30 protein-coding genes are annotated in these 25801 nt (G+C 42.4%); 1 reads left to right on the forward strand and 29 read right to left on the reverse strand.

Features of this window, described 5'->3' with window-relative positions; genetic code table 11:
* Window positions 1-77: 77 nt before the first annotated feature.
* The 19 genes from aroH to NSU05_RS11215 form a co-directional block, all read right to left on the reverse strand.
* On the reverse strand, window positions 78-461 hold the full coding sequence (gene aroH, locus NSU05_RS11125; RefSeq protein ID WP_004398675.1) for a chorismate mutase: 384 nt from the start codon (window positions 459-461) through the stop codon (window positions 78-80).
* Complete coding sequence (aroB, locus tag NSU05_RS11130) at window positions 458-1546, reverse strand: 3-dehydroquinate synthase (protein WP_014480126.1); 1089 nt, start codon at window positions 1544-1546, stop codon at window positions 458-460. The genes aroH and aroB overlap by 4 nt, the downstream gene beginning before the upstream one ends.
* Window positions 1546-2718, reverse strand: coding sequence for a chorismate synthase (gene aroC, locus NSU05_RS11135; RefSeq protein WP_004398727.1), 1173 nt, complete (start codon window positions 2716-2718; stop codon window positions 1546-1548). The genes aroB and aroC overlap by 1 nt, the downstream gene beginning before the upstream one ends.
* A gap of 74 nt (window positions 2719-2792) precedes the next feature.
* A complete protein-coding gene (gene cheR, locus NSU05_RS11140) occupies window positions 2793-3563 on the reverse strand; it encodes a protein-glutamate O-methyltransferase CheR (protein ID WP_038429209.1) in 771 nt (256 codons plus the stop codon).
* Between the two features lie 236 nt (window positions 3564-3799).
* On the reverse strand, window positions 3800-4249 hold the full coding sequence (gene ndk, locus NSU05_RS11145) for a nucleoside-diphosphate kinase (protein ID WP_010886554.1): 450 nt from the start codon (window positions 4247-4249) through the stop codon (window positions 3800-3802).
* Between the two features lie 115 nt (window positions 4250-4364).
* Window positions 4365-5327, reverse strand: a complete 963-nt coding sequence (gene hepT / locus NSU05_RS11150; RefSeq protein WP_003246013.1) for a heptaprenyl diphosphate synthase component II — start codon at window positions 5325-5327, stop codon at window positions 4365-4367.
* Window positions 5328-5352: 25 nt separating this feature from the next.
* The gene (gene menG / locus NSU05_RS11155) at window positions 5353-6054 is read right to left on the reverse strand and encodes a demethylmenaquinone methyltransferase (protein ID WP_003230580.1); all 702 of its coding nucleotides are present in this window, start codon (window positions 6052-6054) and stop codon (window positions 5353-5355) included.
* Window positions 6055-6060: 6 nt separating this feature from the next.
* The gene (gene hepS / locus NSU05_RS11160) at window positions 6061-6816 is read right to left on the reverse strand and encodes a heptaprenyl diphosphate synthase component 1 (protein ID WP_014480130.1); all 756 of its coding nucleotides are present in this window, start codon (window positions 6814-6816) and stop codon (window positions 6061-6063) included.
* A gap of 163 nt (window positions 6817-6979) precedes the next feature.
* On the reverse strand, window positions 6980-7207 hold the full coding sequence (mtrB, locus tag NSU05_RS11165) for a trp RNA-binding attenuation protein MtrB (protein ID WP_003230576.1): 228 nt from the start codon (window positions 7205-7207) through the stop codon (window positions 6980-6982).
* Between the two features lie 21 nt (window positions 7208-7228).
* Window positions 7229-7801, reverse strand: a complete 573-nt coding sequence (gene folE / locus NSU05_RS11170) for a GTP cyclohydrolase I FolE (protein WP_038429210.1) — start codon at window positions 7799-7801, stop codon at window positions 7229-7231.
* Window positions 7802-7988: 187 nt separating this feature from the next.
* Window positions 7989-8267 (reverse strand): non-specific DNA-binding protein Hbs, encoded by a 279-nt coding sequence (hbs, locus tag NSU05_RS11175; protein WP_003153447.1) that lies wholly within the window; start codon window positions 8265-8267, stop codon window positions 7989-7991.
* A 373-nt stretch (window positions 8268-8640) separates the two neighbouring features.
* Window positions 8641-10119, reverse strand: coding sequence for a stage IV sporulation protein A (gene spoIVA / locus NSU05_RS11180; protein ID WP_003230572.1), 1479 nt, complete (start codon window positions 10117-10119; stop codon window positions 8641-8643).
* A gap of 182 nt (window positions 10120-10301) precedes the next feature.
* On the reverse strand, window positions 10302-11036 hold the full coding sequence (locus NSU05_RS11185) for a hypothetical protein (protein WP_038429211.1): 735 nt from the start codon (window positions 11034-11036) through the stop codon (window positions 10302-10304).
* A 21-nt stretch (window positions 11037-11057) separates the two neighbouring features.
* Complete coding sequence (locus tag NSU05_RS11190) at window positions 11058-11261, reverse strand: DUF2768 domain-containing protein (RefSeq protein WP_004399143.1); 204 nt, start codon at window positions 11259-11261, stop codon at window positions 11058-11060.
* 338 nt (window positions 11262-11599) lie between these two features.
* Window positions 11600-12637, reverse strand: a complete 1038-nt coding sequence (locus tag NSU05_RS11195; protein ID WP_015714177.1) for an NAD(P)H-dependent glycerol-3-phosphate dehydrogenase — start codon at window positions 12635-12637, stop codon at window positions 11600-11602.
* Between the two features lie 17 nt (window positions 12638-12654).
* Window positions 12655-13965, reverse strand: a complete 1311-nt coding sequence (gene engA, locus NSU05_RS11200) for a ribosome-associated GTPase EngA (RefSeq protein ID WP_038429212.1) — start codon at window positions 13963-13965, stop codon at window positions 12655-12657.
* Window positions 13966-14118: 153 nt separating this feature from the next.
* Complete coding sequence (locus NSU05_RS11205; protein ID WP_014480135.1) at window positions 14119-14313, reverse strand: hypothetical protein; 195 nt, start codon at window positions 14311-14313, stop codon at window positions 14119-14121.
* Window positions 14310-15203: a YIEGIA family protein gene (locus NSU05_RS11210; RefSeq protein ID WP_003230562.1), complete on the reverse strand. Its 894-nt coding sequence runs from the start codon at window positions 15201-15203 to the stop codon at window positions 14310-14312. Before NSU05_RS11210 ends, NSU05_RS11205 begins: the two co-directional genes overlap by 4 nt.
* Complete coding sequence (locus NSU05_RS11215) at window positions 15200-15799, reverse strand: hypothetical protein (RefSeq protein ID WP_003230560.1); 600 nt, start codon at window positions 15797-15799, stop codon at window positions 15200-15202. Before NSU05_RS11215 ends, NSU05_RS11210 begins: the two co-directional genes overlap by 4 nt.
* Before the next feature lie 77 nt (window positions 15800-15876).
* Here NSU05_RS11215 and NSU05_RS11220 point away from each other — a divergent pair, with 77 nt between their 5' ends.
* Window positions 15877-16008: a YpzI family protein gene (locus NSU05_RS11220; protein ID WP_003225499.1), complete on the forward strand. Its 132-nt coding sequence runs from the start codon at window positions 15877-15879 to the stop codon at window positions 16006-16008.
* A gap of 42 nt (window positions 16009-16050) precedes the next feature.
* On the opposite strand, the gene fni is transcribed toward NSU05_RS11220, so the two are convergent.
* The 10 genes from fni to gudB form a co-directional block, all read right to left on the reverse strand.
* Window positions 16051-17100 (reverse strand): type 2 isopentenyl-diphosphate Delta-isomerase, encoded by a 1050-nt coding sequence (gene fni, locus NSU05_RS11225; RefSeq protein WP_038430019.1) that lies wholly within the window; start codon window positions 17098-17100, stop codon window positions 16051-16053.
* Between the two features lie 12 nt (window positions 17101-17112).
* Window positions 17113-18261: a 30S ribosomal protein S1 gene (gene rpsA, locus NSU05_RS11230; protein ID WP_014477197.1), complete on the reverse strand. Its 1149-nt coding sequence runs from the start codon at window positions 18259-18261 to the stop codon at window positions 17113-17115.
* A 232-nt stretch (window positions 18262-18493) separates the two neighbouring features.
* Window positions 18494-19168 (reverse strand): (d)CMP kinase, encoded by a 675-nt coding sequence (gene cmk, locus NSU05_RS11235; protein WP_024572170.1) that lies wholly within the window; start codon window positions 19166-19168, stop codon window positions 18494-18496.
* A 78-nt stretch (window positions 19169-19246) separates the two neighbouring features.
* A complete protein-coding gene (locus NSU05_RS11240; protein WP_003230553.1) occupies window positions 19247-19423 on the reverse strand; it encodes a YpfB family protein in 177 nt (58 codons plus the stop codon).
* 44 nt (window positions 19424-19467) lie between these two features.
* The gene (gene dgrA / locus NSU05_RS11245) at window positions 19468-20121 is read right to left on the reverse strand and encodes a cyclic di-GMP receptor DgrA (protein ID WP_038429213.1); all 654 of its coding nucleotides are present in this window, start codon (window positions 20119-20121) and stop codon (window positions 19468-19470) included.
* A gap of 93 nt (window positions 20122-20214) precedes the next feature.
* Window positions 20215-21567, reverse strand: a complete 1353-nt coding sequence (ypeB, locus tag NSU05_RS11250; protein ID WP_029726759.1) for a germination protein YpeB — start codon at window positions 21565-21567, stop codon at window positions 20215-20217.
* Window positions 21568-21601: 34 nt separating this feature from the next.
* Window positions 21602-22519: a spore cortex-lytic enzyme gene (gene sleB / locus NSU05_RS11255; protein ID WP_038429214.1), complete on the reverse strand. Its 918-nt coding sequence runs from the start codon at window positions 22517-22519 to the stop codon at window positions 21602-21604.
* Between the two features lie 138 nt (window positions 22520-22657).
* A complete protein-coding gene (prsW, locus tag NSU05_RS11260; protein WP_003230542.1) occupies window positions 22658-23314 on the reverse strand; it encodes a glutamic-type intramembrane protease PrsW in 657 nt (218 codons plus the stop codon).
* Between the two features lie 119 nt (window positions 23315-23433).
* Window positions 23434-24408: a YpdA family putative bacillithiol disulfide reductase gene (locus NSU05_RS11265; RefSeq protein WP_038429215.1), complete on the reverse strand. Its 975-nt coding sequence runs from the start codon at window positions 24406-24408 to the stop codon at window positions 23434-23436.
* A gap of 108 nt (window positions 24409-24516) precedes the next feature.
* Window positions 24517-25791, reverse strand: a complete 1275-nt coding sequence (gene gudB / locus NSU05_RS11270; RefSeq protein WP_003230536.1) for an NAD-specific glutamate dehydrogenase — start codon at window positions 25789-25791, stop codon at window positions 24517-24519.
* Window positions 25792-25801: the final 10 nt, after the last annotated feature.

A 25801-nucleotide genomic window follows, 5' to 3' on the forward strand; every position in this document is an offset into this window, starting at 1 on the left:
CTACCCTATTCTCTAACTCAACTCATTCTAATCGCTTTATACACACTCTTGTGTATTTCTAAGCTATTCTTATCGTATTACAATTCAGTATTTTTTGTCAATGATAAATCGGGCCTCAATACGACGGCTTTTTCTAAATATACATGTCTGATCTGATCCTGAGGGACATCTGTCTGGACGGTCATCATGACTCTTATGCACTTTTTCAGACCGCCTGTTACGTCCATTTCCTGCATACATGTTACCGGTACATACTGCCATCCTGAAAGCTCGCGAACAGCTTTTGCCGGGAAAACAGCGTGCAAATCAGGTGTAGCCGACAGAAGCATTTGAACAACATCTTCCGGTTTTGTATGATTTTCTTCTATGATTTTCTCTAACAGCTGTTTTGTTTTTTGTAAAATTTCTTCTTCAGTATCCCGTTCAACTGTAGTTGCTCCGCGAATTCCGCGAATCATCATGATGTCTCCTCCAATCGCCATTTGTTCAGCCAGCTCTCAAGTTCATTTCTGGAAAATGTATGATCAGCAACTTTCCCTAATTCGTTGAGCACAATAAACTGAATCTTCCCGCCACGGGTTTTCTTATCATTCATCATACGGTCCAAGAGAACCGAAGTTTCCGTCTCTTTTCTGATTTGACTTGGATAACCCAGGCTTTTTAGCCAGCTGACCAAACGTTTTCTGTCCATTTCACAGCCTACAGTCTTTTCGCTTATATATAAAGCAAACTGCATTCCGAGGGCTACGGCATCACCGTGAGTGATCTGCCCGTATCCATATTCCGCCTCAACGGCATGGCCGAGCGTATGCCCAAAGTTTAAGTAAGCTCTTATCCCCTCTTCTTTTTCATCCTGCTGAACGACAGACGCTTTAATTGAAATGCCTTTAAAAATCATGTCATTCAGCTGATCATTAGTGATATCACGCAGTGAGTGGATATTCAGCAGCTCCTCCAGAAACGCTCTGTCATAGATAAAAGCGTGTTTAATCACTTCTGCCATTCCGGACCTAAGCTCTTTTTCAGGCAGAGAACGCAGGAAATCTGTATCATAGAGCACGGCTTTCGGCTGATAAAACGCACCGATTAGATTTTTTCCAAGCGGATGGTTCACGGCTACTTTTCCTCCGACTGCGCTGTCATGTGCCAAAAGCGTTGTAGGCATTTGAATGAAATCAATGCCGCGCATAAAAGTGGCTGCCACAAAACCGGCAAGATCTCCTACAACACCGCCACCGAATGCGATGATGCATGAGGAGCGATCCAAATGAAAACGAATCGCTTCACTCTGCAATTTTGTGTACATGTCCATGGATTTTGCCTGCTCTCCACTCGGTACCGTCACTTTTTTCACAGGCCATTTATCTTGCAGCAAATGGAGCATTTCATCACCATACAGGCGGTCCACTTCTTCATCCGTGACAAGCATAATCCTTGTTAAAGGCCTGTTTAAAGAGGTTAATAGTTCGCAAGCCTTTTTTCTGATACCTTGTCCGATAAAAACAGGATATGACGAGGAAGCAGTTTGAACATGCAGTGTCTTCATTAAAATTCCCTCGACAGTTTTCTCATATTCTCCACATTTTCTCTAATGCGGTCAATTTGATCTAATCCGAATTGTTCAACGACTGCGTTCGCAATTTCCCAAGCGACAGCCGCTTCAGCGACTACACTTGCCGCAGGAACAGCACAGCTGTCTGAACGTTCAATGCTGGCGGAAAACGGTTCTTTCGTTTCAATATCGACACTTTTCAGCGGTTTATACAAAGTCGGAATCGGCTTCATGACTCCGCGGACAACGATTGGCATCCCTGTCGTCATGCCGCCTTCCAGTCCGCCAAGTCTGTTAGTAGCACGGGTGTATCCTTTTTCCTCGTCCCAAATGATCTCGTCATGGACTTCGCTTCCATTTCGGCCTGCCGCCTCAAATCCGATCCCGAATTCCACACCTTTAAATGCATTAATTGACAGTACAGCGGCAGCAAGCTTGCTATCCAGTTTGCGGTCATAATGGACATAGCTGCCCACGCCTACCGGCATTCCCTCGACAATGACTTCTACTATTCCGCCGATGGAATCTCCGTTTGCCTTTGCTTCATCAATGGCAGCCATCATTTTTTTGCCTGCCTCTTCATCGTAGCATCTGACAGGAGACTCTTCCGTTACGCGCTGCAGGTCTTCAATTGACGTATATTCTGTTTTTTCAGCTTTAACAGCGCCAATTTGCAACACGTGGCCCGCCACCTTAATGCCAAGCTCAGAAAGAATCTTTTTAGCTACAGCCCCTGCCGCCACTCTGACAGTTGTTTCCCTTGCTGAAGAACGCTCAAGCACATTTCTCATATCACGATGATTATATTTAATTGCACCGTTTAAGTCAGCGTGCCCAGGTCTAGGTCTGGAAATCTGGCGCTTCATTTCCTTTTCTTCATCTTCTGTAATTGGAGCGGCGCCCATGATTTTTGTCCAATGCTTCCAATCGTTATTTTCAACTACGAGAGCAATTGGTGAACCGAGTGTACGTGCATGGCGCACCCCGCTCATAATTTTGGCCTGGTCTTTTTCGATCTGCATGCGGCGGCCGCGGCCGTGTCCTTTTTGGCGTCTGGCAAGCTCAAAATTGATATCTTCCTCCGTTATGTAAAGCCCGGCAGGTACACCCTCAATAATGGTTGTCAGTTGGGGGCCGTGTGATTCTCCGGCTGTTAAATATCTCATGACTTCTTCTCCCTTCATCGCATTAACGCTTTTAAGTAAGACTACTATAACATATTTTTCAGCAAAAAGTCAGTCTATCTTTTTTGATAAAAGAATGTATCGGCTGGGACTAGGCCAAATTTCTCGGGATTGAAGATTTGCTCGGTGCTGCCGACAAAAAGAACTCCATTCTTCTTCAAGCTATGTGCCATTTTTAAATACAGCTCTTCCTTCGCGCTTTCTGTAAAATAAATAAATACATTGCGGCACACGATTAAGTCAAAGTCTTGTTCATAACGATCCGCCAGCAAATTGTGCTTTTTGAATGTAATATGCTTTTTGATTTCCGGTTTCACTTCATAACTTCTATTTGCGTTTTGCGTAAAATAACAATCTTTCACAGATAGCGGCACTTCCTGTAAAGACCGCTCCTGATAAACGCCTTTTTTCGCTTTTTCCAATGCTTTTTCATCAATATCCGTCGCCAAAATCTGATAGCCCGGAAGACCTTTTTGCTGGTCCAAAAGCATGGCAAGCGTGTATGGCTCCTCCCCCGTTGAGCAGGCGGCACTCCAAATCTTTAAAGGCCTAGAGGTCTTGATTAACGGCAGAATTGCAGTCTCAAGAACTTCCCATCTTTTATAATTACGATAAAATTCTGAAACATTGATCGTCATTCTGTCCAATGTTTCATTTAAGAGAGCTTGATCCTTTTCCAATGCCGCAGCAAAGTCCTTAAAGCTTTGGAACCCCTTTTTCTCATAAAGTGACGTTAGCCTTCTCTTCATTTGTGCTTCTTTATATAGTGTTAAATCGACTCCGGTTAATTGTTTCCATTTCGTTGTAAATACGCTGTATGTATCCATCTCTACTCTCCCAGTCTCGCTGTCTTTTTGTCCTAGTATAGCTTGTTTTATCAGGAAATTGTATTGTTTCAATAAAAAAATCAGCTTTTCAGCTGATTTTAGATCGTTGGGAAAGGCAGAGGTCTGATGCACACTGCCATTCAACCCTTTATTCACTTTAATGTAAACCTTTACAAAACAGATCAAAAACCGGCGGCGTTATATGATGCCGGCTCTGTTACTTATTTTCACAATGATTAATAGATCCAGCCTGCCATAAGCTGCTGATATGATACTAATTCTTCATTCTTAAAGAAAATGTTAATCTCGCGTTCTGCACTTTCGAGAGAATCAGAGCCGTGGATGATGTTTTTTCCGACAAACATGCCATAATCCCCACGAATCGTACCAGGTAAAGCTTCTTTAGGGTTTGTCTTCCCGATCAGCTGTCTCGTCACTTCAATGACATTTTCGCCTTCCCACACCATTGCGAATACAGGTCCTGAAGTAATAAACTCAACGAGCTCTCCGAAGAAAGGCTTTCCTTGATGTTCGGCGTAGTGTTTCTCAGCCATTTGTTCAGTCACTCTCATTAACTTGGCGCCAGCTAATTGTAAGCCCTTACGTTCGAATCTAGATAAAATGTCCCCAATGAGCTGACGTTGGACACCGTCTGGTTTCACCATGATAAAAGTCTTTTCCATCATATTCTCCACCCCATCATTATGTATGTATAGGCTTTCACACTGCACACCGAAATCGTAACATCTTTCTGATAATTAATCAATCCGGGGCGGAGAAATTTCTTAATATCTACAAAAATTAAAATTTTCTTTTACCGATATATTTTGCGATGGCTGCAAGAGACGAGCGTGCGCGCCCTCGAGGAAGCGTGTTTAATTTCTGAAAAGCTTTCTGTAGATACATTTCGCTTACTGCCATAGATGCTTCAATTGCATCTGTTTTTTTGATTTCTTCAATGATTGGTTCAAGCTGTTCCTGCGTTGTCTCACTGTTAATCAATTTAAGCTGGTTTTTTAATGCAGGATTTTTCAGGGCATACAGCACTGGCAATGTGACGTTTCCTTGAAGCAAATCTCCTCCAACGGGTTTACCCAGCTCTTCTTCAGTTGAAGTAAAATCAAGAATATCATCAATAATCTGATAAGACATGCCGACGTAATACCCAAACCAGTACAATGCCTTATGAATCTTCTCATCAGCTCCAGACGCAATAGCACCAAGCTGGCAGCTGACCGCGATCAAGAGAGCTGTTTTTCTTTTGATACGGCGGAGATACGTTCTGAGATTTTGTTCCATGTTGTATTTGTCTTTGATCTGCTCAATTTCCCCTAGACAAACTTCAACGATCGTCTGTGACAAAATCCTATGGGCTTTCGGTTCGTTAATTCTCGTCATCATTTCAAGAGATCCCGCAAGCATATAATCGCCTGTGTACATCGCAATACGATTGTCCCACTTTGCTTTGATTGTCGGTTTTCCTCGGCGAAGCTCCGCATCATCAATGACATCATCATGAACCAAAGATGCCATGTGAATCATTTCCAGAGTGACGGCGACATATTTAATCTTATTAATATCGTAATCGCCAAACATGCCGGAAAGCAGCACGAAAACAGGCCTAATACGTTTCCCTCCGGCCTGCAGCAGGTGAAGACCTGCCTCGCTTAAAAGCGGGTAATCGGAACGTACGGTTTGTTCAAGTTCTCTTTCGATTACATCAATATCGTCATTTAAAAAAGAGTAGGCCATTTTAAATTTCATATCATTCACCCAAACATCTGTGTTTTCATTTCCATCCGATATGCGTGGCAGCGACTCCGCCAGTAAACGAATGATATTTAACATTTTTCAGGCCCGCCTCTTCAAACAGGCCTGCCAGTTCCTTCATTCCAGGGAAATCTCTGGCTGATTCTTGAAGCCAAGAATATTCTTTATAGCTCTTCGCAAACAGTTTCCCGAAAAACGGCATAATATACTTAAAGTACATAAAGTAAGCCTGTCTGAATCCGAACATTTCCGGCTGGGACGTTTCCAGACATACCACCTGCCCGCCCGGCTTCACTACACGTCTCATCTCTTTCAGTACAGTCAAGTAATCAGGGACATTGCGGAGCCCGAAACCAATGGTGACATAATCAAATGTATCATCATCAAAAGGAAGCTCCATCGCATTTCCGTGCAGCAGTTCAATTTGGCTGAATCCGCCGTCTTTTACTTTCTGCTCGCCGACACTCAGCATATTTTCACTGAAATCCAAGCCCTTGATCTCGCCGCTTTTGCCGGCCGCTTTTGCAAGAGCGATCGTCCAGTCAGCCGTTCCGCAGCAGACATCAAGTGCTTTTGCGCCTTCTTTTACATTCATGATGCGCATCGTTTTGTCGCGCCATTTTTTATGCTGCTGAAAACTGATGACAGAGTTCATTTGGTCATAATTTTTATATATTTTTTCAAATACTCCGTGTACGCGCTGTTCTTTTGAGTCCTGCATAATGGTTTACCCTTCTTCCACTTTCTGATGATAGGTTTGATCTTGGCTGATTGTCTTCAGACGGTTTATTAAAATGTTCTGAATAGGTGAATTTAGAGGCAGAAGTGACTCAATGCTGTTTTTCGCTTTTTTAAAACAATCTTCTAATATCTCTTCTTTTGTTTTTCCCAGCTGTATAAAACTGCCGATCACATCCAGAAATGCATCATTCCCGTTCATAAGCCGCTTAAATACAAAAAAATCACTCGACAGCTTTTTCCAGCGCGGGAGACTGAAGTGTTCCGCCACACGATGGAATAAAGCTGATTCAACGATGCCGACACTTTCGAAAAAATCGTTTTCGTCCTTGAAAGAACGGTCATACAGACGAATTTTATGTTCGTTGATTTCTTTAATGGCTGTAGCAAGCGTCCGAATCATGTAGATATCCTTCATTTCAGATAGTAAAGAGTAGTACAGCCCGCTGAAATAATCGCCCGCGAGAACAGTCAATTGGCGGTTTTTGTTTTCGTCTCGTTTTATGACTCTAGCTGTCGTCACTTCATCATGGGTATCAAGGGCGCTTTGTACAAGCATCGCTGTTACAATATAATTTTCTCTGTCGTTGTTTTTTATGTCAGCTTCTTCAAATAAAGCATGAAAAAGAAGAAGCTTATCCTCATCAATTTTCGGCGCAGAAATATGCTTCGCTAAATAAGGATGAGACAGCTTTTGTTTTAATTTCGTGTTCAGATTGGCTAAAGTTCCGTAGATGTCTTGCAAAAATATCACCCTTGTCCCCAAATTCACATTTATTTCTTAATCTATGTATGAGTTTTATCTTTTCATTCGCTTACGCAGGTATCATTATAGCATAAAAAAAAGAAATTGGCTGTATCCTCCCGCTGTTTGCGAGCATTTGCTTTTAACAGCGGGGACAGCCAGCTTATTTTTTTTCGCTTTTCATTTCTCCGTACGCGGTTTGAATCAGTGCCTCTCCTCTGACTTTAATGGCAGAAGTATGCTCTGTAAACTGAGCGATGATCACTTCTCCCTTGTCGAGTTTTTCGGAATGGTGAAACTTTGTGTCTGTTCCTCTTGTCAGGCCGATCACATTCACTCCGTCCTCAACGGCTTTAATGACGACAAAATCACTTGAATGCTTTTGGTTCATTTATAGCACCCTCTATCTTTATTAGTCCTGGCGTTTAATATGTTCCAATACTTCTGCACGGGCAGCGGCATCATCTTTAAAAACACCTCTGACTGCTGAAGTCACAGTTTTCGCACCCGGTTTTCTTACACCGCGCATCGTCATGCACATGTGTTCCGCTTCAACCACTACCATTACGCCATGCGGATCAAGCGTTTCTACGATGCTTTCTGCAATTGTAGAAGTGATGCGTTCCTGAAGCTGCGGGCGCTTTGCAACGGCTTCAACGGCACGTGCCAGTTTGCTGAGCCCTGTGACCTTTCCGCCTCGCGGGATATATGCAACATGTGCTTTTCCATAAAAGGGAACAAGGTGATGCTCACACATAGAATGAAATGCGATATCTTTTACAAGAACAAGCTCCTCATGGTTTTCACCGAAGATAGTCTGGAAATGTTCTTTTGGATCTTCATTCAAGCCGGAGAATACTTCGGCATACATCTTTGCGACTCTTTTCGGAGTATCAAGAAGCCCTTCTCTATTCGGGTCTTCTCCGATCGCTTCTAAAATTTGACGAACAGCTTGTTCGATTTGCTTTTTATTAACTTCTTTCATGTTCTATGTCCTCCACCAATGAATACATTTAATTTCGATTCTAGCACATATGCCCCGCTAAAAGCAAAGTGAATGCCCTGTCAGGAAGCCCATGCTCTTGAAATATGAAAAGCCCCTTAGAAAGGGGCTTTTCTGTGAAGAAATAAAGTGTATGTAAGCTAGATGCATACACGATCTATATTCACAATTATTTTCCGGCAACTGCGTCTTTAAGCGCTTTACCTGGTTTGAAAGCAGGTACTTTGCTTGCTGGAATTTCGATTTCTTCACCTGTTTGAGGATTGCGTCCTTTACGTGCAGAACGTTCACGCACCTCGAAGTTACCAAAACCGATCAGTTGGATTTTATCACCGTTTTTAAGTGCATCTAAGATCGTATCAAAAACAGAGTCAACTGCTTTTGTAGCGTCTTTTTTAGACAATTCGCTTGCTTCTGCAACCGCATTGATAAGTTCTGTTTTGTTCATGCCTTTCACCTCCTCCCAAAAGGATACATTCAGTTCGTTTATTATCATTTCTTCACAGTTCAGTCTGATTCTAAACCTGTCTCAGAAAAAAATGAGAGCAAGTAAGAGAAAGACAATTAAACGGCTTTTTAAGAAAAACTGCACTCTGAGGAATGTTTGTCCAACAAAGTGAAGAATTTCTGTATGTAGAGTAACACATATAAAAAGCCATATCAAGCATTTTAAAGCGTCAATCCCTTGCTCGTCAAGGATTTAAGGTGATTTACCGAACGAATATTCCTTTTTTTCCTTTTTTCATCCTATTCCTTGATCCTTTTCCATTATTAAGAGCAAAGAAAAAAGACCTCCCATTCTATAAAGAGGTCTACCGGTATTACAGGATGATGGCGATTAAGCCGCCAGAGCCTTCGTTTATGATTCTTTCTAATGTTTCTTTTAATTTATACCGTGCGTTTTCAGGCATCAATGACAGCTTTGCCTGAATCCCTTCTCTCACAATTGAGCTCAGCGACCTTCCGAAGATATCGGAATTCCAGATGGAAAGCGGATCATCCTCAAAGTCCTGCATTAAATAGCGTACAAGCTCTTCACTTTGTTTTTCCGTTCCGATAATCGGGGCGAATTCGCTTTCGACATCGACTTTGATCATATGGATCGACGGAGCGACAGCTTTCAGCCTCACACCGAATCGCGAGCCCTGCCTTATAATTTCCGGCTCATCGAGACTCATATCAGCTAAAGCAGGCGCTGCAATGCCGTATCCCGTCTGTTTGACCATTTTTAAGGCATCAGACACTTGATCATATTCTGTTTTCGCATGGGCGAAGTCTTGCATGAGCTCAAGCAGATGGTCTCTTCCTCTGATTTCGACGCCCACAACTTCTTTTAAGATTTGATCATATAGATGATCCGGCGCGTACAAATCAATTTCTGCCACCCCTTGCCCCAGCTCAATTCCGGCTAATCCGGCACTTTCAATGAATTCAAACTCGCTGAATTGGCCGACAACCCTGTCTACGTCCCGGAGCCGTTTAATATCCTTAACCGTTTCCTTCACGGACTCCTGATAGCTTTCACGCAGCCAATGGTTTTCTTTCAGCACCATTACCCAGCTTGGGAGATTGACATTCACTTCTAGCACCGGAAACTCGTAGAGGGCCTCTCTGAGCACACTCAGCACATCTGATTCCCGCATGCTCTCTACACTCATTGCCAATACCGGGATATCATATTTTTCGCTTAAATCCTGGCGCATGGCTTCCGTTTCCGGGTGATACGGCCTGACTGAGTTGATGACCATAATAAAAGGTTTGCCAACCTCTTTCAGCTCTTCAATGACTCTTTCTTCAGCCTCTATATAGTCACTTCTGGCGATATCTCCAATGGTGCCGTCTGTCGTAATGACAACTCCGATGGTCGAGTGTTCTTGAATGACTTTTCGAGTGCCGATTTCAGCAGCCTCATGAAATGGGATCGGTTCTTCGTACCAAGGCGTATTGATCATCCGCGGCCCGTTTTCATCTTCATATCCTTTAGCGCCGGGCACTGTGTAACCTACACAATCTACTAATCTTATATTCACATCGAGTCCGTCTGACACATGAACAGACATCGCCTGATTCGGAACAAATTTAGGCTCTGTAGTCATAATGGTTTTGCCGGCTGCGCTCTGCGGCAGTTCATCCTGCGCTCGGGCCCGGTCTGCTTCGTTACTGATATTCGGGAGCACCACAAGCTCCATAAATTTTTTAATGAACGTGGATTTTCCTGTACGGACAGCACCTACGACTCCTAAGTATATATCGCCTCCTGTTCGTTCAGCGATATCCTTGAAAATATCGACCTTTTCCAAGTGATCCCCTCCCGGACTTCCTATCCTTTTCAATTTTATTAAGCTCTTTCAATCAAACACAGGACACTATATGTGTATGACGTTGTCCTATTTGAATATGACATCTTTAGAAAATTTCTCATCCTCAATCTATTAAAGTATAAAAAAACCTTTCTCCCTATTTGTATGCAAGGGAGAAAGGTTCATTCCTTTTTCATATCATTTTCTAAAAAAACAGGTTCCTGTTTGTCATTTACCGTATATTTTACAGAAAACGCGGGGACAAAGGGGGTTTCCTGCCAAATCATATCCTGGATTTCAGTCCCGGGTTTAAAGGTTTTCTTGCTTTTTTTGAGGCAAGAAGCCAGCTCAGTCCGGTAATCGGCATATATTTCTCCGTCTCCGTCAATCATAAGCGGCAAGGAATTCCCTGAGATTGGGCTTGTCACTGTAAGAGAGCTGCCACCCCCAAGCTTCTTCTCATCGAGTGTAAATAAATCACGAGATAGCACATCCTTGTAAGGCGGATATTGATGCTCCTGACGATACATTTGGATGCGCAATTTCACATCGCGAATTTTTTCTGCCATCTTTAGATCAATTAATTTAACAGTCGGATCGTTCTCTACGTCAACAAGCACGTATTGATAGTCTCCCCCGCTTTCAAATGCCGTACTTGGAGGTTCAGCTATGTATCTTGGCGCTAACCGGTTAAAGTCTATCGGATATTTTTGATATAGCGGTGTCGACATATCTTTGGTTTGAATAGGAAGCAGCCCTCCATTTGCCTTTTGAAATTCATCAACAGCAGATTGAATCTGCTTTAGCTGGTCTTGATAAGGAATGGCATGCACACTGCTTTTCCGTTCATTTGGATATAAACATCCGGATAAAAACACGACTGCCGCAAAAATGATTGCGCACTTCAGTTTACCCATACAGCACTTCCTTTTACAGCTTTATTCATTGACAGGGCCGCTAAAAACCACGACAAACACAATAATTCCGGATATGAGCATACACATGTATGCGAATGATGAAATCGCAATCTTCAAAAAACGGTTTTGGCACTTAAAGCGGCTTAAATAGATGGAAGCTACAGCCAAAAACATCAGACCCATGGACCCTAGAGCAAACCACATTTTCATCAATGCCAGATTCAATGACGTGCGCCTCCCCGATATGTATGATGTAAGCGTTATATTATATTTTAATATACAGCGCCGGAAAAGATCAACCAGATTTTCCATCCTTTGATAGAACAAAAAAAACTGAAGCAAAGAGGGGGACCTTCGCTTCAGTCAACTTGACTATATTCACCTGCACGTTTAAGAAACACTCTCTTGGACTTCGATGCTATAGTATGCGACTTGGCATACAGATGCATCCTCTATTGCCTAAATCGGCAAAATGTTTCAGGAGATCCCAAGACTTGGGTGTTCTTCTGTTTTTCGGGCTTTCGTTCAATTAAGATATGCGTTTCATCATACGATTGACACTTTTACTTCACTTGATTTTCAAACGTATTTACCAAATCCTCCATCTCGTGGGTTTTCCCTCTCGCCATTAAAGATTCAACAGCGGTTTCCACTTTTTGTCCGTTGAATAGGACCTGATGGAGAGCTTCTGTAATCGGCATTTTAACATCATATTTCTTCGAAAGTTGGTAAGCCGCTTTCGTCGTGCGGACGCCTTCGACTACCATTCCCATCTCTTCAAGAACATCTTCAAGCTTGTACCCTTTTCCGAGCAAATTGCCCGCACGCCAGTTTCTGGAATGAACACTTGTGCACGTCACAATCAGATCGCCTACTCCTGTCAATCCAGAGAACGTCAAGGGATTTCCGCCCATTTTCGTTCCGAGTCTCGCGATTTCGGCAAGTCCGCGTGTAATCAAAGCAGCTTTGGCATTGTCGCCGTACCCTAAACCATCTGTAATTCCTGCAGCAAGGGCAATAATATTCTTTAAAGCCCCTCCGATTTCAACTCCGATAATATCAGGATTTGTGTACACCCGAAAATTGTGATTAATAAATAGATCCTGCACCTCTTCTGCTGCCCTCATGCTCTTTGAAGATGCAGTAACAGTTGTGGGGTGCCGCAGCCCTACTTCTTCCGCATGACTCGGGCCGGAAAGGACAACGATATCTTTTCTGACATCACTCGGGATCTCAATTTCCATAATTTCAGAAATGCGCAGAAGTGAATCTGGCTCAATACCCTTGCTGACATGAACAAAGACTGCCTTTTTCGTTATAAAAGGGACAGCCTGTCTCAGCACTTCCCGAATTGCTTTTGTCGGGACCGCAACGATAATGACATCTGCGTCTGAAACAGCCTCTTTCATATCTGTTGTTCCTTTAATGGATGTAGACAGCTTAACATTCGGCAAATAATCTTTGTTTTCATGCAACTCATTAATTTGATGAATTAAATCTGCACGGTGAGCCCACACACACACTTCATTTCCATTATCAGTTAGAACTAAAGCCAGTGCTGTTCCCCAACTCCCCGCTCCAAGCATTGTGACTTTTTTCATGTTTGATTCACACCTTTTTATTTTCTAGCTCTTGCAAATATTTTGATTGGTGTCCCCTCAAAACCGAACGCGTCTCTGATTCGGTTTTCTAAAAACCGTTCGTATGAAAAATGCATCAATTCCGGATCGTTTACAAACACAACGAAGCTTGGCGGCTTTACCGACACTTGAGTCGCATAGTAAATCTTCAAACGAGAACCGTTATGAGTCGGTGTCGGATTCATTGCCACAGCATCCATGATGACATCATTTAAGACGTTCGTCTGAACTCGAAGTGAATGATTTTCACTTGCTTTAATAATCGCAGGCATCAGCGTATGGATCCGTTTTTTCGTTAAGGCAGACATAAATAGGATTGGCGCATAATCCAGAAATTGAAAATGATCGCGAATACTTTCTTCAAATTCTTTCATTGTGCTCTCATCTTTGTCAACAGCATCCCATTTGTTTACGACAATTACGACGGCTTTGCCCGCTTCGTGTGCATAACCGGCGATACGCTTGTCCTGTTCAATAATGCCTTCTTCGCCATCCAGCACAACCGCCACGACTTCTGAGCGGTCAATCGCTTTCAGCGCCCGCAGCACACTATACTTCTCAGTCGTTTCATAGACTTTCCCTTTTTTTCGCATACCTGCAGTATCGACAATGACAAACTCCTGCTGGTTGTAAGTAAATGACGTATCAACAGCATCTCTTGTCGTTCCAGCCACGTTGCTGACAATAACGCGTTCTTCGCCGAGCATTGCGTTCACAAGTGAAGACTTTCCGACATTCGGACGTCCGATCAGACAGAATTGAACAACTTCCTCATTGTATTTCGTTTCTGGAATGTTTTTAAAATGCTCTGCAACGGCATCCAGTAAATCACCCAGTCCGAGTCCGTGTGTTCCCGAAATTGGATACGGCTCGCCAAAGCCTAGCGAATAAAAATCATAAATATTCGCTCTCATTTCTGTGTTATCCAGTTTATTAACAGCTAAAACAACAGGCTTTTTTGTGCGGTACAAAATTTTCGCCACTTCTTCATCAGCAGCTGTCACGCCTTCACGGCCGTTCACCATAAAAATAATCACGTCCGCTTCATCTATGGCGATTTCAGCCTGCTGGCGAATCTGCGCTAAGAACGGCTCATCACCGATATCAATACCGCCCGTATCAATCAAATTAAAATCATAATTCAGCCATTCAGCCGAGCTGTATATCCGATCCCTTGTCACGCCAGGGGTATCTTCTACTATTGAAATTCTTTCTCCCGCAATCCGGTTAAAGATTGTGGATTTTCCTACATTTGGTCTCCCGACAATGGCTACGACAGGTTTACCCATAGTACCCTTCCTTTCAATCCAGCCGCTTTCATTTTTACATAAATTTTCAACCGGTTATTAAAATCATTTCATTCACTTTTATGAAAAGAAACCCTTCAGAGGAAGGGCTTAACTCATTTATTATATCAGTTTTTACTGGGATCACAACTATTCTTAAAAATGTTTCACGATCAAATACACGTCATCTCCGATTCTGTGAGCTATTCCATCAAGGATCGCCTCAAGATTTTTAGCGAAAAGCTCCATCTCCTTTTGGTCATTGCAAAAAAAGACAGGTGCTCCCCCTGCAACCCTGTTTGGATTTGTCGTGATTACAGACAAAATCACTTTCGTAAGAGATTCACTCATCCTATCACCTTATCCTGATTCTTGATAAATTCAGTCGGCATTCTAATCGCATTTTCCAGGGTTGGAACATTGCTAATAATTTGAACAGCCGTTTCGGGATGGTGAATTTGCGGAAGAACAAATACTGCCACTCTCCCATCATTTAAATCCCGTTTTGCAATTGGTGTCAAAGATGGTTCTCCTGAATCCCGATAAACCCCGAGCACATTGGAAACATCAAATAAAATGGCCTGACGCTGCCCTAAATTTGCTATCGTCGCTGCTGAATTAAAGTTTTTCGGCGTTAAAATAAAGCCCATGCCATGCTTTAAAATCAGTTCCTGTTTCTCTGGAAGCCCGATATTCATCATATAAATATTATCAACAAACAGTCCCGGACCGTCAAAGCGCGGCTTTATGTACTCGATGTCTACAATATCCTTCAACACACTGCCCGACATAAATTTCATGGCCAGTAAAAAACAAACGACAGCCGCTATGACTGCAGCCCAGATGGATAAAAACACATACGCAGAGGTTGTCAAAAGCGCTGTAAAGATCACAATATAATTTCTGCTTTCAAACGCAATGGCAATCCCCTCAATATATGTGCTACCCCTTGAGACAAGTTCATACGAATCCATTTGCGTCAATGTGTTCCGCTCCATGTTTCGGACATCTCTAAATTGCGTCGCTGCCAATGTTAAAAATGTGATGGCCGTAAATTCCTCCTGCAAAAGCGCCGGCATAATAATTGCACCTAAACCAGCCGCTATCAACCCCAGTGCGATGTGAATCACTTTCCCATGAACATAGGTCGGATACTGGCGGTAATCCGTTTTCAGCATATAAAGCCTTGTCGCAATTCCGGCAATGACCCCAGCAATAATCGGATAGATGTAATCACTCATGACATTTTGGTAGCTCCTTTGTTTGATCTTTTGCTTTTCTGACCAATCTGGCTTGCGAGGTGTTCGTATTTAGATATGCCAAACAGCAATATCATCCCCGCAGAACACGCATTCAGCCATTGAAAGCCGCCGACAGCCATAGCCCCGGCCAACTTCTGGATCACAAATGAATACACCAGTTCGCCTTGGCACATCCCTAGGACAAATAAGACAAGCTGCTTCTCAAAATTCCTTTCAACAGAAGCTGTTAAAAGCACTATTAATATAACAGCAGCCCACTCAGGTTTTATGATGAACCAAACCGGGTCATATAATGCAAAAAGATAAACAAACGCATACGCGGCAACAAGCGTCAGATAGACCATGATGTAACGAAAACGATACATTCCCAAATACCCGGCATAGACACATCCGCAAACGAAAAACATCAAATATGCAGCATTCAGGGAAAAATATAAAGCGATGTCATGTATGCTTAGAATAATATTAGTTAAAATAAAGACAGAGACGGCAATTCGTCTTTTCGTCTTTTCAAAAATAAATGTTGTCAGAACCCACAGAAACCACATTGACCAATAGTAATAAAATTGTTCCATTTTACTTCCTCCATATTCCCAGTATGGAGTTCAAGCACATTTTTTAAACAATCGATCTCACATTAAGGAGTATGATCATGGGAAAAGACAGACAAGAGAAAAAACTCAAAGCTTCAGGCAGAGTCGAATCAGACCGCGACCAGTCCATTCACTATGACGGAGCGACAAGCCTTGAACAAAACGGAAGATTCAAAAAGCGAAAATCATAATACAAAAAGCCCAAACCACATATGGTTTTGGGCTTTTATCATTTATCGCACACTATAGCTTGATGTATTGACCCCTCTCTCTGTGAGCCAATGATGGGTTTCACCTTTGATCACAAGGGGCGCCTTTTGTAAATCGGCAATTGTTCTGGCACCCAGCACGGTCATAATCAACTTTAATTCCTCAAGGATCAGCTGAATCTCCTCAAGCAGTCCTTCCTCACCGCTGTCAGTCAGCGCTTTTAAAAAATGCCCTGCCATTCCGGTGCAAGAGGCCCCCAGCGCAATTGCCTTTGCCACGTCAAGCGCATCTTGCAGACCGCCAGAGGCGATCATGGTGCTTGCAGGAAACTCAGAGCGGATTTCCGCCAAACTTGCAGCTGTCGAAATGCCCCACGAATTAAAAAAGGAGATTTGCCGCTGTCTTCGGAGATTTTCGATTTTCGAGAAATTTGTTCCCCCGTAACCGCCAATGTCAACAGCTGCAGCACCAGCTTCATACAGCTTCCCTGCTGATGCTTTGCTCATACCGAATCCGACTTCTTTCACAATGACCGGTACACTGACATGACTGCAAATTTGTTCAATACGTTCCAGTGCGCCGCTAAAGCTTCTGTCTCCTTCAGGCATCACAATTTCCTGAATCACATTGAGGTGGATCTGCAGTGCGTTTGCTCCAATCATCTCAACGGCTTCCTTTGCCTGAGCAGCCGTTGCCTCGCTTCCCAGGTTGGCAAAAATCAGCCCGTTTGGGTTTTCCTTTCGAACAATTTCATAGGAAAGACGCTCTGATGGATCTTTTAATGCTGACATTTGCGATCCCACAGCAAGGGGAATTCCAGCCTGAGAAGCCGCTCGCGCAAGCGATTTATTAATCTCATATGTAAGTTTTCCGCCGCCGCCAGTCATTGCATTGATAAAAATCGGCGAACTGCTTGAAAGTTCGCCGATTTTTGTGGAAATATCTACTTGTTCTAATGCAAGATCGGGCAGACTGACGTGAACAAACGTAATATCATCAAGACCTGTTTCCCGCTTCTGGCCGGTGGACAAGGCATGATTGATGTGTTGTCTTTTTCGTTCTGCTCGAGTCACGTTTATCACCAATTATTTTAGTTTATTCAGCTTATCTCCGATCAGATCTCCAAGCTGGAAGCCAGTGCTTGTTTCTTCCTTCGCTTGATATTGACGGTAATCTTCCTGATCAGCTTTAGGCGTTTCTTCAAGTTCACGCATGCTTAATGAAATGCGCTCCTCATTTTCATTCACATCAAGAACCTTCACTTTTACAGTCTGTCCTTCTTCAAGGACTTCATGCGGCGTGCCGATGTGTTTATTGGAAATTTGAGAAATATGAACGAGACCTTCAACACCTGGAAGGATTTCAACAAAGGCACCGAAGCTTACAAGACGCTGTACAGTTCCTTCAAGCACATCGCCAGGCTTCACTTTTTCGCCGATTTGGCTCCAAGGTCCAGGCAGTGTATCTTTGATCGATAAAGAAATACGTTCATTATCACGGTCAACCGATAACACTTTCACTTTTACTTCTTGTCCCTCTTCAACAACGTCAGACGGCTTCTCTACATGAGAGTGGGAAAGCTGTGAAATGTGTACAAGTCCGTCGATGCCGCCGATATCAACAAATGCGCCAAAGTCAGTCAGGCGCTGTACTTTGCCATCAAGTACACTTCCAACTTCAAGAGACTGAAGAAGTTCTTGTTTTTTATTCGCTTGTTCACTTTCAACAACAGCACGGTGTGAAAGGATCACGCGGTTTTTATCACGGTCAAGCTCTACAACGAGCAGTGACAGTGTTTTTCCTTTATAGTCAGTGAAGTCTTCAACGAAATGTGCTTCAACAAGTGATGCCGGAATAAAACCGCGAACGCCGATATCAACGACAAGGCCGCCTTTCACGACATCTTTCACTTCAGCTTCAAACACTTCTTTTGTTTCAAATTTTTTCTCAAGGTCTTCCCAAGCGCGGTCTGCATCAACAGCACGTTTAGATAAAATCAAAGCATCGTCTTCCACTTTTGTTACTTTCAGGTCAAGCTCGTCGTCTACTTTAACAACATCCGATGCTTTCTCTACATGAAGACTTGATAATTCACTGATTGGAATAATACCGGATTGTTTGACATTGATAATTTCTACATCTACATGTTTGTCTTCTACCTTTGTCACAATCCCTTTAACTACATCTCCAACCTCTGGCACTTGAACATCAATTTGATTCATTTCCTCTGTCATTTGAATAACCTCCTTGGTCCAAACCTACACAGCTTAATTAAAACGGTTTGAAAGCTGAACATATAACATGCCCGCTTTTAGCCGAATATGTATTAAAGAATCATCCAAAAAAGTTTTTTGAATGATCAATAAAAAGTTTTATTAGTATTAACTTCTAATAAAAGGACAGGTTTGTCAAGCAATAACATTCTATCTTCGTTGAAAAATTCAAAAAAAGTGGCATTTGCCATCCTCAGCGGGACTTTTGCTCCACAGCCTCGAGGATTTTATCAGCTACCTCTTGAATGGAAAGCGATGTCGTGTCGATTTCAAGAGCGTCTTCTGCTTTACGCAGCGGAGATACTTCGCGCTCTGAATCAAGCTTGTCTCTTCTTGCAATTTCCTCAATTAATGTTTCGAAGTTGACATCAAAGCCTTTTTTCACATTTTCTTCATAACGGCGTTTCGCTCTCTCTTCAACAGATGCCAAAAGAAAGATTTTTACTTCTGCATTTGGCAGCACATGCGTCCCGATGTCACGACCATCCATGACGACGCCGCCTTTTTCCCCAAGCTGCTGCTGGCGTTTCACCATTTCTTCTCTGACACTTCTGTGCTTGGCCGCAATTGAAACTTGGTTGCTGACTTCATCTGTTCTGATCGCCTCAGTTACATCGGTGCCGTTTACAAGCACTTTTTGTCCATCTTTTGTTGTAATCAGCTCAATGTCTGTCCGCTTTAGCAGCTCAGCCAGTTTTTCTTCATCTGTCAGATCAACGTTTTCCTGTAAAGCCGCGTACGTAATCGCCCGATACATCGCTCCTGTATCAATATATATGTACGATTTTTTCTCAGCCACAATTTTGGCAACGGTGCTTTTCCCCGCAGCTGCCGGGCCGTCGATTGCAATCGATAATTTCTTTTCCATAATTCCTCTCCTTGCTCTTTTCTCCTCTATGGATTGTATCACGAACTTTATGAAAAAGGGTGAAAAATTGATGAATAATTAATGTTTGAAGGTTTCAATCCTATTGTTTTCCTCCATTTTATCCACCCCTTCATATTGAATCACTTTTGATACGTATGGTTCAATATGCTGATAGTGAAAAAGAAATTGGACACCAAGTAAAATGATGGCCTGAATGAACAATAATTTAATCAGCAGCCGTTCAAATGTTTTCATTGGAGCACCTCCATTACAAATAGTATGGAAGTGTTTGCCGATGTTTATTCCATTCGGGCCTTTCTTCTCTTATTTAACTGGCGCCGGATGCAGTATTGAAGCAAAGCCTGCTGGTCACCTGCTGCAATTTCTGAATACTCTAAAGTCATTTTTCGTTTTTCTGACTTGGGGTCATTAAAGATTCGTCTGACAACTGCTTCTGTTTCTATTTGACGTGTGTGCTCCTCTTCAGGAAGACGGATGATCAGGCGCAATGATTCCCCCGATTGAAAAGAAAGGCCATCAGCTAAAACCACGGCGATGCCGCCTGCACTGATGTTATAAGATAGTGTGCGGATCTCTTCTTTATTTCCCGGCTGAATTTGCACATCTAATACCGCATCAGTTCTTACATATTGGCGGCGCTGGATTCTTTTCATTTTTTCACGTGGAGGCACTTCAAGACAGATCATTTGAAGTTTGTCCTTCACTTTACCTTTTATACGGCTTATAAAGCGATAAGGAACTTCGTCTTTTCCCACAAACTCTACCGTTACTTCCATATCGTTATGTAAAATCACAGTTCGCCCTGTAAATACATCAACAGGATACGCGATCAAAAGTTCATTGTTTTCGATGCTGACCGCCTTGCTTTTTGCCTTTTTCAATTCATTTTCTTCTATATATTCTAAAAGTACAGTTTCTCCAATCTCTATCATTGACTTCACTCTTTCGCATTCAATATACTCACGTTTTTATTAAAGCACGTAATGAAAAAAAGGAAAAGACATTTAGTCCTTTCCTCCTGTTTTTTATAGGTCTTTATATATAGGTTCTGCATTTTTTAGTTTTTCAACCTTTTCTTCCGATCCGTCTTTGGCATTGATATACATTCTGAATGTGTCATTTTCAATTGTTCCAAGCATTTCGTAACATAACACTTCTTGACCTAGTTCATTTGTAATCAAAGCGAGCCTTGTTTCTCTCACTTGTACATTTTTATTTAATTTAGACTTTGCCTCTGCTTCAGTAATTGCAGGCTTAGGTATGGTTCTTTTTCTGTGAGATGTGAGGAAGTCTCTTGCTGAAAAGCCGACAACCTCACCGTCATCCAAGGCCACTTTCATACGAATTGCCTCCGGGTACATCCGGACTTTATTTTCAACAGGAACATATGAAAATACACCGATTTTATCATATTGCGCACTTTCATCAATTTCCAAATCATCTGTTTCAAATCCGTTTTTCTTTAAAAATGCAAGCGCTCGGTTCGATCCGTCATTTAAACTGATTTTCTGATCTTTCACTTCTCTGTTTTGGATCAAGTATACCGGATGCCCGCCCTTCTTCGTAATATCCATATAAATCACTGCTTTATGGTCTGGATCTTTCATGCTGATGCTATATACATCGCGATTTGTTTTTTTTCCGCTCTTTACCACTTTAATTGAATAATTGTCATCTGGGGCAAAGCGCTCAGCAATTTGTTTTGCTTCCTGTTCAGAAATTTGTTTTCCCTTCAGATGGCTGAAGCCTTTCTCTTCTTTTTTCGTGCTGGTAAAACTCGGACCAAGATCAGTGCCAGTGGAGAATGCACCAACATTTTTTTCGACTGTTTTAAAGCTGTTGATAATCGTATTATCACTTTGTTTTTCGTCAGAAGCCAAGGCCATTTCTACGTCCATCCAGCGAAGGTTTTTGCTCATGACAAGGTGCTGAACATGACGCAATTCGTTTTGTATATCTTCGGACTGCTGATATAGCTTATTTAGTGATGTATACTCGTTTTTATCAAGCGGCTTTTGGTCCAAATCTCTGACTGACGTTTTATAGCTGAAATCGCCGATCTTTGATAATAGCTCTTCAGTTTTATTAAACGGCATTAATGTAAGCGGCAGCTGACTGACACTGTTATGAGCTTCTGATGTAATCCTCCACACATCGATCAATGCAGGCGACAGTGATTTTTGGCTGTTCATGGCAAGTGTTGTTCCGATTTTATCATGAAGTTGATCCATCTGATAGGTAAGCTCATGAAACGCCCGCTGATAGTTATTTTCAGCATGAAGAAGAACTGCGTCTTTTTCCTGGTGTTCTTTGTATCCCCAGTAGCCTGTACCGACTATTGCAATACCAAGCACGGCGATTAAAATTCCTCTGATCATTTATCACACCTCTTTTTATGCTTTCTCATATCTGCTACTCACAGAAAATGTGTTTACCGATTCTTTTAATCTGCGGACGCCCCCAAATCCACGGACTTGTAGCCGTATCCGGATTAAAGTAGTAAAGTGCTTCCTCTGATGGGTCCCAGCCATTGATGGCATCCAGCACTGCTTCTCGTGCCGTTTCATTCGGCTGCATGTAAATTTGTCCGTCGGCTACTGCTGTGAAGGCAAGCGGCTCAAAAATAACCCCCGCTACTGAATTTGGAAATAACGGGCTGTTCAAACGGTTTAAAATGACTGCTGCAATAGCAACCTGCCCCTCGTACGGCTCGCCCCGGGCTTCGCCATAAACCGCTTGAGCAAGCAGCCTGATATCGTTGTTGGAAAATCCACCAGGCATGTTCGCTGCTACCGCATCCTGTTTTCTTGCTTTTGCTGGTGTATTGTTTTGCTGTTTATTCGCATTCGCTTTAGGCTGCTGCGTTGTTTTTTCCGCAGGCTGTTTCTGCCGTGCTTCTGCTTGTTGTCTTGCCTTTTGTGTTGCTGCTTTTGATGGTTTCGTCTGATACTTTAGCGGAATTTTTCCGTAATGCGTGAATGTATTCCCTTTATTGAGCTGTTCCATGACATATTCACGATAGTATTTTGATTTACATATTAAGGTTTGCTTTGTTTTAGCTCCTACAAGGCCGTCAACCTCTTTTAACCCGAATTGATCCTGAAAATTTCGAACTGCCCAGTACGTCCCCCATCCATAAACCCCGTCAATTTTTCCGTTATAATATCCGTTGTATTGAAGACGCGCCTGAAGCTCGACCACATCATCCCCGGTTGCCCCTCTTTGAATGACCTGATTCGAAAAGGCAGAGATCGTTTCAGTATTAATAAACGCCGTTATTGTAAAGGAAAAAAGGATGAGACATGCCATAATCGATCCTTTGGACTTCATCTTTTCAAGCCTCCTACTGCAAATTTTTAAGTGTAATCGTATTTTCTGTAACGAGGTTATTTTTATACACTCTTTCCTTGTTATCCCTCAGAACATAAAAACTGCACACAAAAAAGCCGCACGGTTGCTGTGCGGCTTCTATACTTGCATCATATTAACGGAACGGGCTTTTTTCGCTTTACGCAAACCAAACCACCATAAAAATACCATAAATGGAAGCATATAATAAATCCAATTGCTAAGCGCTGTTAGGATAAAATCATATGATCCATGCAAAAGGGATGGGACAACTAAAGAAAGAGTAAGCCACTTTACACGCGCCTTATCAGCGGAAAAACGGGCTTTTCCAAGGTAAAATCCCATTATAACGCCAATCAAGGCATGGCATGAAACAGGCAGCAGCGCCCTGACAAACGCATGCTCCACGCCGTGGCCAATTAAATAAAGAATATTTTCGAGGGTTGCAAAACCGAGTGATACACTTGCACCGTACACAATCCCGTCATAATGCTCATCAAAGTGGGCGTGCGGGTAGACACTGATCATCAGTATAAACCATTTTAATGATTCCTCCAAAAACCCCGAAGATAAAAAAGAAACGAAAAAGCTTCCGCCTCCTACATTCTCTTTTTCAAGTACATACTGGATAAACATGATGGGAAATACAAGAACAACCCCGAGAAAAAACGACCGTAGCACCATATGTACAGGTTCATTATCATACTGATCTTTTAAATAAAAATAACTTAATAACGCGATGCCGGGGGCAATTCCTGCAGAGATGATTGCAAACATCAGGCAACCTCTTTCCTTTATATTCCTACGTCTATCCTACCATGTTGTTTAAAATTTTACATCTGTCTGCACTTAAAAAAACAAAAAGAGCATACGAATGCATCATATGCTCCTTATCTTTAATGGTTTTCTCTTTTGGCGATTTCCGCTGCGATATGCCCCCCGTGAAATCTGCCGTTTTCAATAAATATTTCATTTGCATTGTTTCCCGCAGCAATAACCCCGGCAATAAAGACACCTTCAACGTTCGTTTCCATCGTTTCTTCGTTGAAATATGGACGCCCTGTTTCTTTATCAATTTCAACACCAATTTTTTCAAGAAATTGATGATCAGGATGATAGCCTGTCATGGCAAATACAAAATCATTTTTAATGGTAATGAGTTCTTTCTCTCCGGAGCGAAACACAACTTCATCCTCGGTGATTTTTTCGACACAAGCGCCAAATTCCATACGGATTGTACCGTTTCTGACGAGGGCTTCAAATTCCGGCAGAATCCACGGCTTAATGCTTGGAGAATACTCATTGCCCCTATATAAAACTGTGACACGCGCCCCAGATTTCACGAGTTCAAGGGCAGCATCCACGCTTGAATTTTTCCCGCCGATGACAACAACATCTTTATCAAAATACGGGTGGCCTTCTTTAAAATAATGAAATACTTTCGGCAAATTCTCACCGGGTACATTCATATAGTTTGGATGATCATAATAGCCTGTGGCGATGATACAATATGGCGTCGTGTAGGTCTCTTTTGACGTCTCAATAACGAATGTGTTTTTTTGCGTTTTCGTCACTTTATGCACCATTTCAAACGCATTAACACGGATGTTTTTCCGTTTAACGACTTCACGGTAATACGATAAAGCCTGGATTCTGACAGGCTTCCTGTTCTCTGTAATAAATGCGACATCTCCGATTTCGAGCTTTTCACTTGAGCTGAAAAAGGTTTGATGCGTCGGATAATTGTAAATACTGTTAACGACATTGCCTTTTTCAATGACGAGGGCATCAATGCCAATTTGTTTTAGGTGAATGGCAGCAGATAGTCCACAAGGTCCTCCGCCTATAATAATTGCTTTTTCTTGAATCATTTCTGTCAACTCCTGCGATTGGCATTTCACTTCATATTTTCTATTTCCGAATAAAAAAATCTCCTATTTTATCATAGGAGATTTTTTATTTTTATGCAAATCATCAACTTATATCCAGCCTCTAAAACGCGAAGCTTCAGCCATTTTGCGAACGCCGACCATATATGCAGCGAGCCTCATGTCAATTCTTCGGTTGTTAGCCATTTCATAAATATTGTTAAATGATTTGACCATCATTTTTTCTAATTTTTCTTCTACCTCTTCTTCACTCCAGTAGAAGCCTTGGTTATTCTGAACCCATTCAAAATAAGAAACTGTTACGCCACCGGCACTTGCCAGCACGTCTGGTACAAGCAGAATGTCCCGGTCTGAAAGAATCTTTGTTCCTTCAAGCGTTGTTGGCCCATTCGCTGCTTCAACGACAATTTTAGCCCGGATATTATGGGCATTTTCTTCTGTAATTTGATTTTCAATCGCAGCAGGAACGAGAATATCACAATCCAGCTCCAGCAGCTCTTGGTTGGTAATGGTATCGTTGAAAAGCTTTGTTACGGTACCGAAGCTGTCGCGTCGGTCAAGTAAATAATCGATATCAAGGCCTTCCGGATCATAAAGTCCGCCATACGCATCTGAGATGCCGACAACTTTTGCCCCCGCATCATGCATAAATTTTGCCAAATAGCTTCCCGCGTTTCCGAAGCCTTGGACAACGACACGCGCACCTTTAATATCGATGCCTCTCTTCTTAGCCGCTTCTTTAATACAGATGGTAACACCTTTTGCTGTCGCAGATTCTCTCCCGTGAGATCCGCCAAGCACAAGCGGTTTGCCTGTAATAAATCCAGGCGAATTAAATTCATCAATTCTTGAATACTCATCCATCATCCAAGCCATGATTTGTGAGTTTGTAAATACATCCGGTGCCGGCACGTCTTTTGTCGGGCCGACAATTTGGCTGATCGCTCTGACATACCCTCTGCTCAGACGCTCAAGCTCTCTAAACGACATATCCCTTGGATCACAAACAATTCCGCCTTTACCACCGCCATATGGAAGATCAATTATGCCGCATTTTAAACTCATCCAAATTGAAAGCGCCTTCACCTCTTTTTCTGTTACGTTCGGGTGAAAACGTATCCCGCCTTTCGTTGGACCGACAGAGTCATTGTGCTGCGCACGATATCCTGTGAAAATCTTTACTGAACCGTCGTCCATACGAACAGGTATTTTTACCGTTAATAATCTCATCGGCTCTTTTAACAATTCGTATACCTCTTCGGGATATCCCAATTTTTCCAGAGCCTTATGTATTACGGTTTGGGTTGATTTTAATACATCAAGTTTGTCCTCTTCTGTATGACCGGTGTTTCGATCGGCTGCCATTTGAGTTAAC

Source organism: Bacillus sp. EU52 (assembly GCF_037964975.1).
Lineage (GTDB): Bacteria > Bacillota > Bacilli > Bacillales > Bacillaceae > Bacillus > Bacillus subtilis.

Coding starts and splice junctions, on each gene's coding strand:
- aroH (WP_004398675.1), bottom strand. CDS start 461: ATGATGATTCGCGGAATTCGCGGAGCAACTACAGTTGAACGGGATACT.
- aroB (WP_014480126.1), bottom strand. CDS start 1,546: ATGAAGACACTGCATGTTCAAACTGCTTCCTCGTCATATCCTGTTTTT.
- aroC (WP_004398727.1), bottom strand. CDS start 2,718: ATGAGATATTTAACAGCCGGAGAATCACACGGCCCCCAACTGACAACC.
- cheR (WP_038429209.1), bottom strand. CDS start 3,563: ATGGATACATACAGCGTATTTACAACGAAATGGAAACAATTAACCGGA.
- ndk (WP_010886554.1), bottom strand. CDS start 4,249: ATGATGGAAAAGACTTTTATCATGGTGAAACCAGACGGTGTCCAACGT.
- hepT (WP_003246013.1), bottom strand. CDS start 5,327: ATGAAATTTAAAATGGCCTACTCTTTTTTAAATGACGATATTGATGTA.
- menG (WP_003230580.1), bottom strand. CDS start 6,054: ATGCAGGACTCAAAAGAACAGCGCGTACACGGAGTATTTGAAAAAATA.
- mtrB (WP_003230576.1), bottom strand. CDS start 7,207: ATGAACCAAAAGCATTCAAGTGATTTTGTCGTCATTAAAGCCGTTGAG.
- folE (WP_038429210.1), bottom strand. CDS start 7,801: ATGAAAGAAGTTAATAAAAAGCAAATCGAACAAGCTGTTCGTCAAATT.
- hbs (WP_003153447.1), bottom strand. CDS start 8,267: ATGAACAAAACAGAACTTATCAATGCGGTTGCAGAAGCAAGCGAATTG.
- NSU05_RS11185 (WP_038429211.1), bottom strand. CDS start 11,036: ATGGGTAAACTGAAGTGCGCAATCATTTTTGCGGCAGTCGTGTTTTTA.
- NSU05_RS11195 (WP_015714177.1), bottom strand. CDS start 12,637: ATGAAAAAAGTCACAATGCTTGGAGCGGGGAGTTGGGGAACAGCACTG.
- engA (WP_038429212.1), bottom strand. CDS start 13,965: ATGGGTAAACCTGTCGTAGCCATTGTCGGGAGACCAAATGTAGGAAAA.
- NSU05_RS11205 (WP_014480135.1), bottom strand. CDS start 14,313: ATGAGTGAATCTCTTACGAAAGTGATTTTGTCTGTAATCACGACAAAT.
- NSU05_RS11210 (WP_003230562.1), bottom strand. CDS start 15,203: ATGAGTGATTACATCTATCCGATTATTGCTGGGGTCATTGCCGGAATT.
- NSU05_RS11215 (WP_003230560.1), bottom strand. CDS start 15,799: ATGGAACAATTTTATTACTATTGGTCAATGTGGTTTCTGTGGGTTCTG.
- NSU05_RS11220 (WP_003225499.1), top strand. CDS start 15,877: ATGGGAAAAGACAGACAAGAGAAAAAACTCAAAGCTTCAGGCAGAGTC.
- rpsA (WP_014477197.1), bottom strand. CDS start 18,261: ATGACAGAGGAAATGAATCAAATTGATGTTCAAGTGCCAGAGGTTGGA.
- cmk (WP_024572170.1), bottom strand. CDS start 19,168: ATGGAAAAGAAATTATCGATTGCAATCGACGGCCCGGCAGCTGCGGGG.
- NSU05_RS11240 (WP_003230553.1), bottom strand. CDS start 19,423: ATGAAAACATTTGAACGGCTGCTGATTAAATTATTGTTCATTCAGGCC.
- dgrA (WP_038429213.1), bottom strand. CDS start 20,121: ATGATAGAGATTGGAGAAACTGTACTTTTAGAATATATAGAAGAAAAT.
- ypeB (WP_029726759.1), bottom strand. CDS start 21,567: ATGATCAGAGGAATTTTAATCGCCGTGCTTGGTATTGCAATAGTCGGT.
- sleB (WP_038429214.1), bottom strand. CDS start 22,519: ATGAAGTCCAAAGGATCGATTATGGCATGTCTCATCCTTTTTTCCTTT.
- prsW (WP_003230542.1), bottom strand. CDS start 23,314: ATGTTTGCAATCATCTCTGCAGGAATTGCCCCCGGCATCGCGTTATTA.
- NSU05_RS11265 (WP_038429215.1), bottom strand. CDS start 24,408: ATGATTCAAGAAAAAGCAATTATTATAGGCGGAGGACCTTGTGGACTA.
- gudB (WP_003230536.1), bottom strand. CDS start 25,791: ATGGCAGCCGATCGAAACACCGGTCATACAGAAGAGGACAAACTTGAT.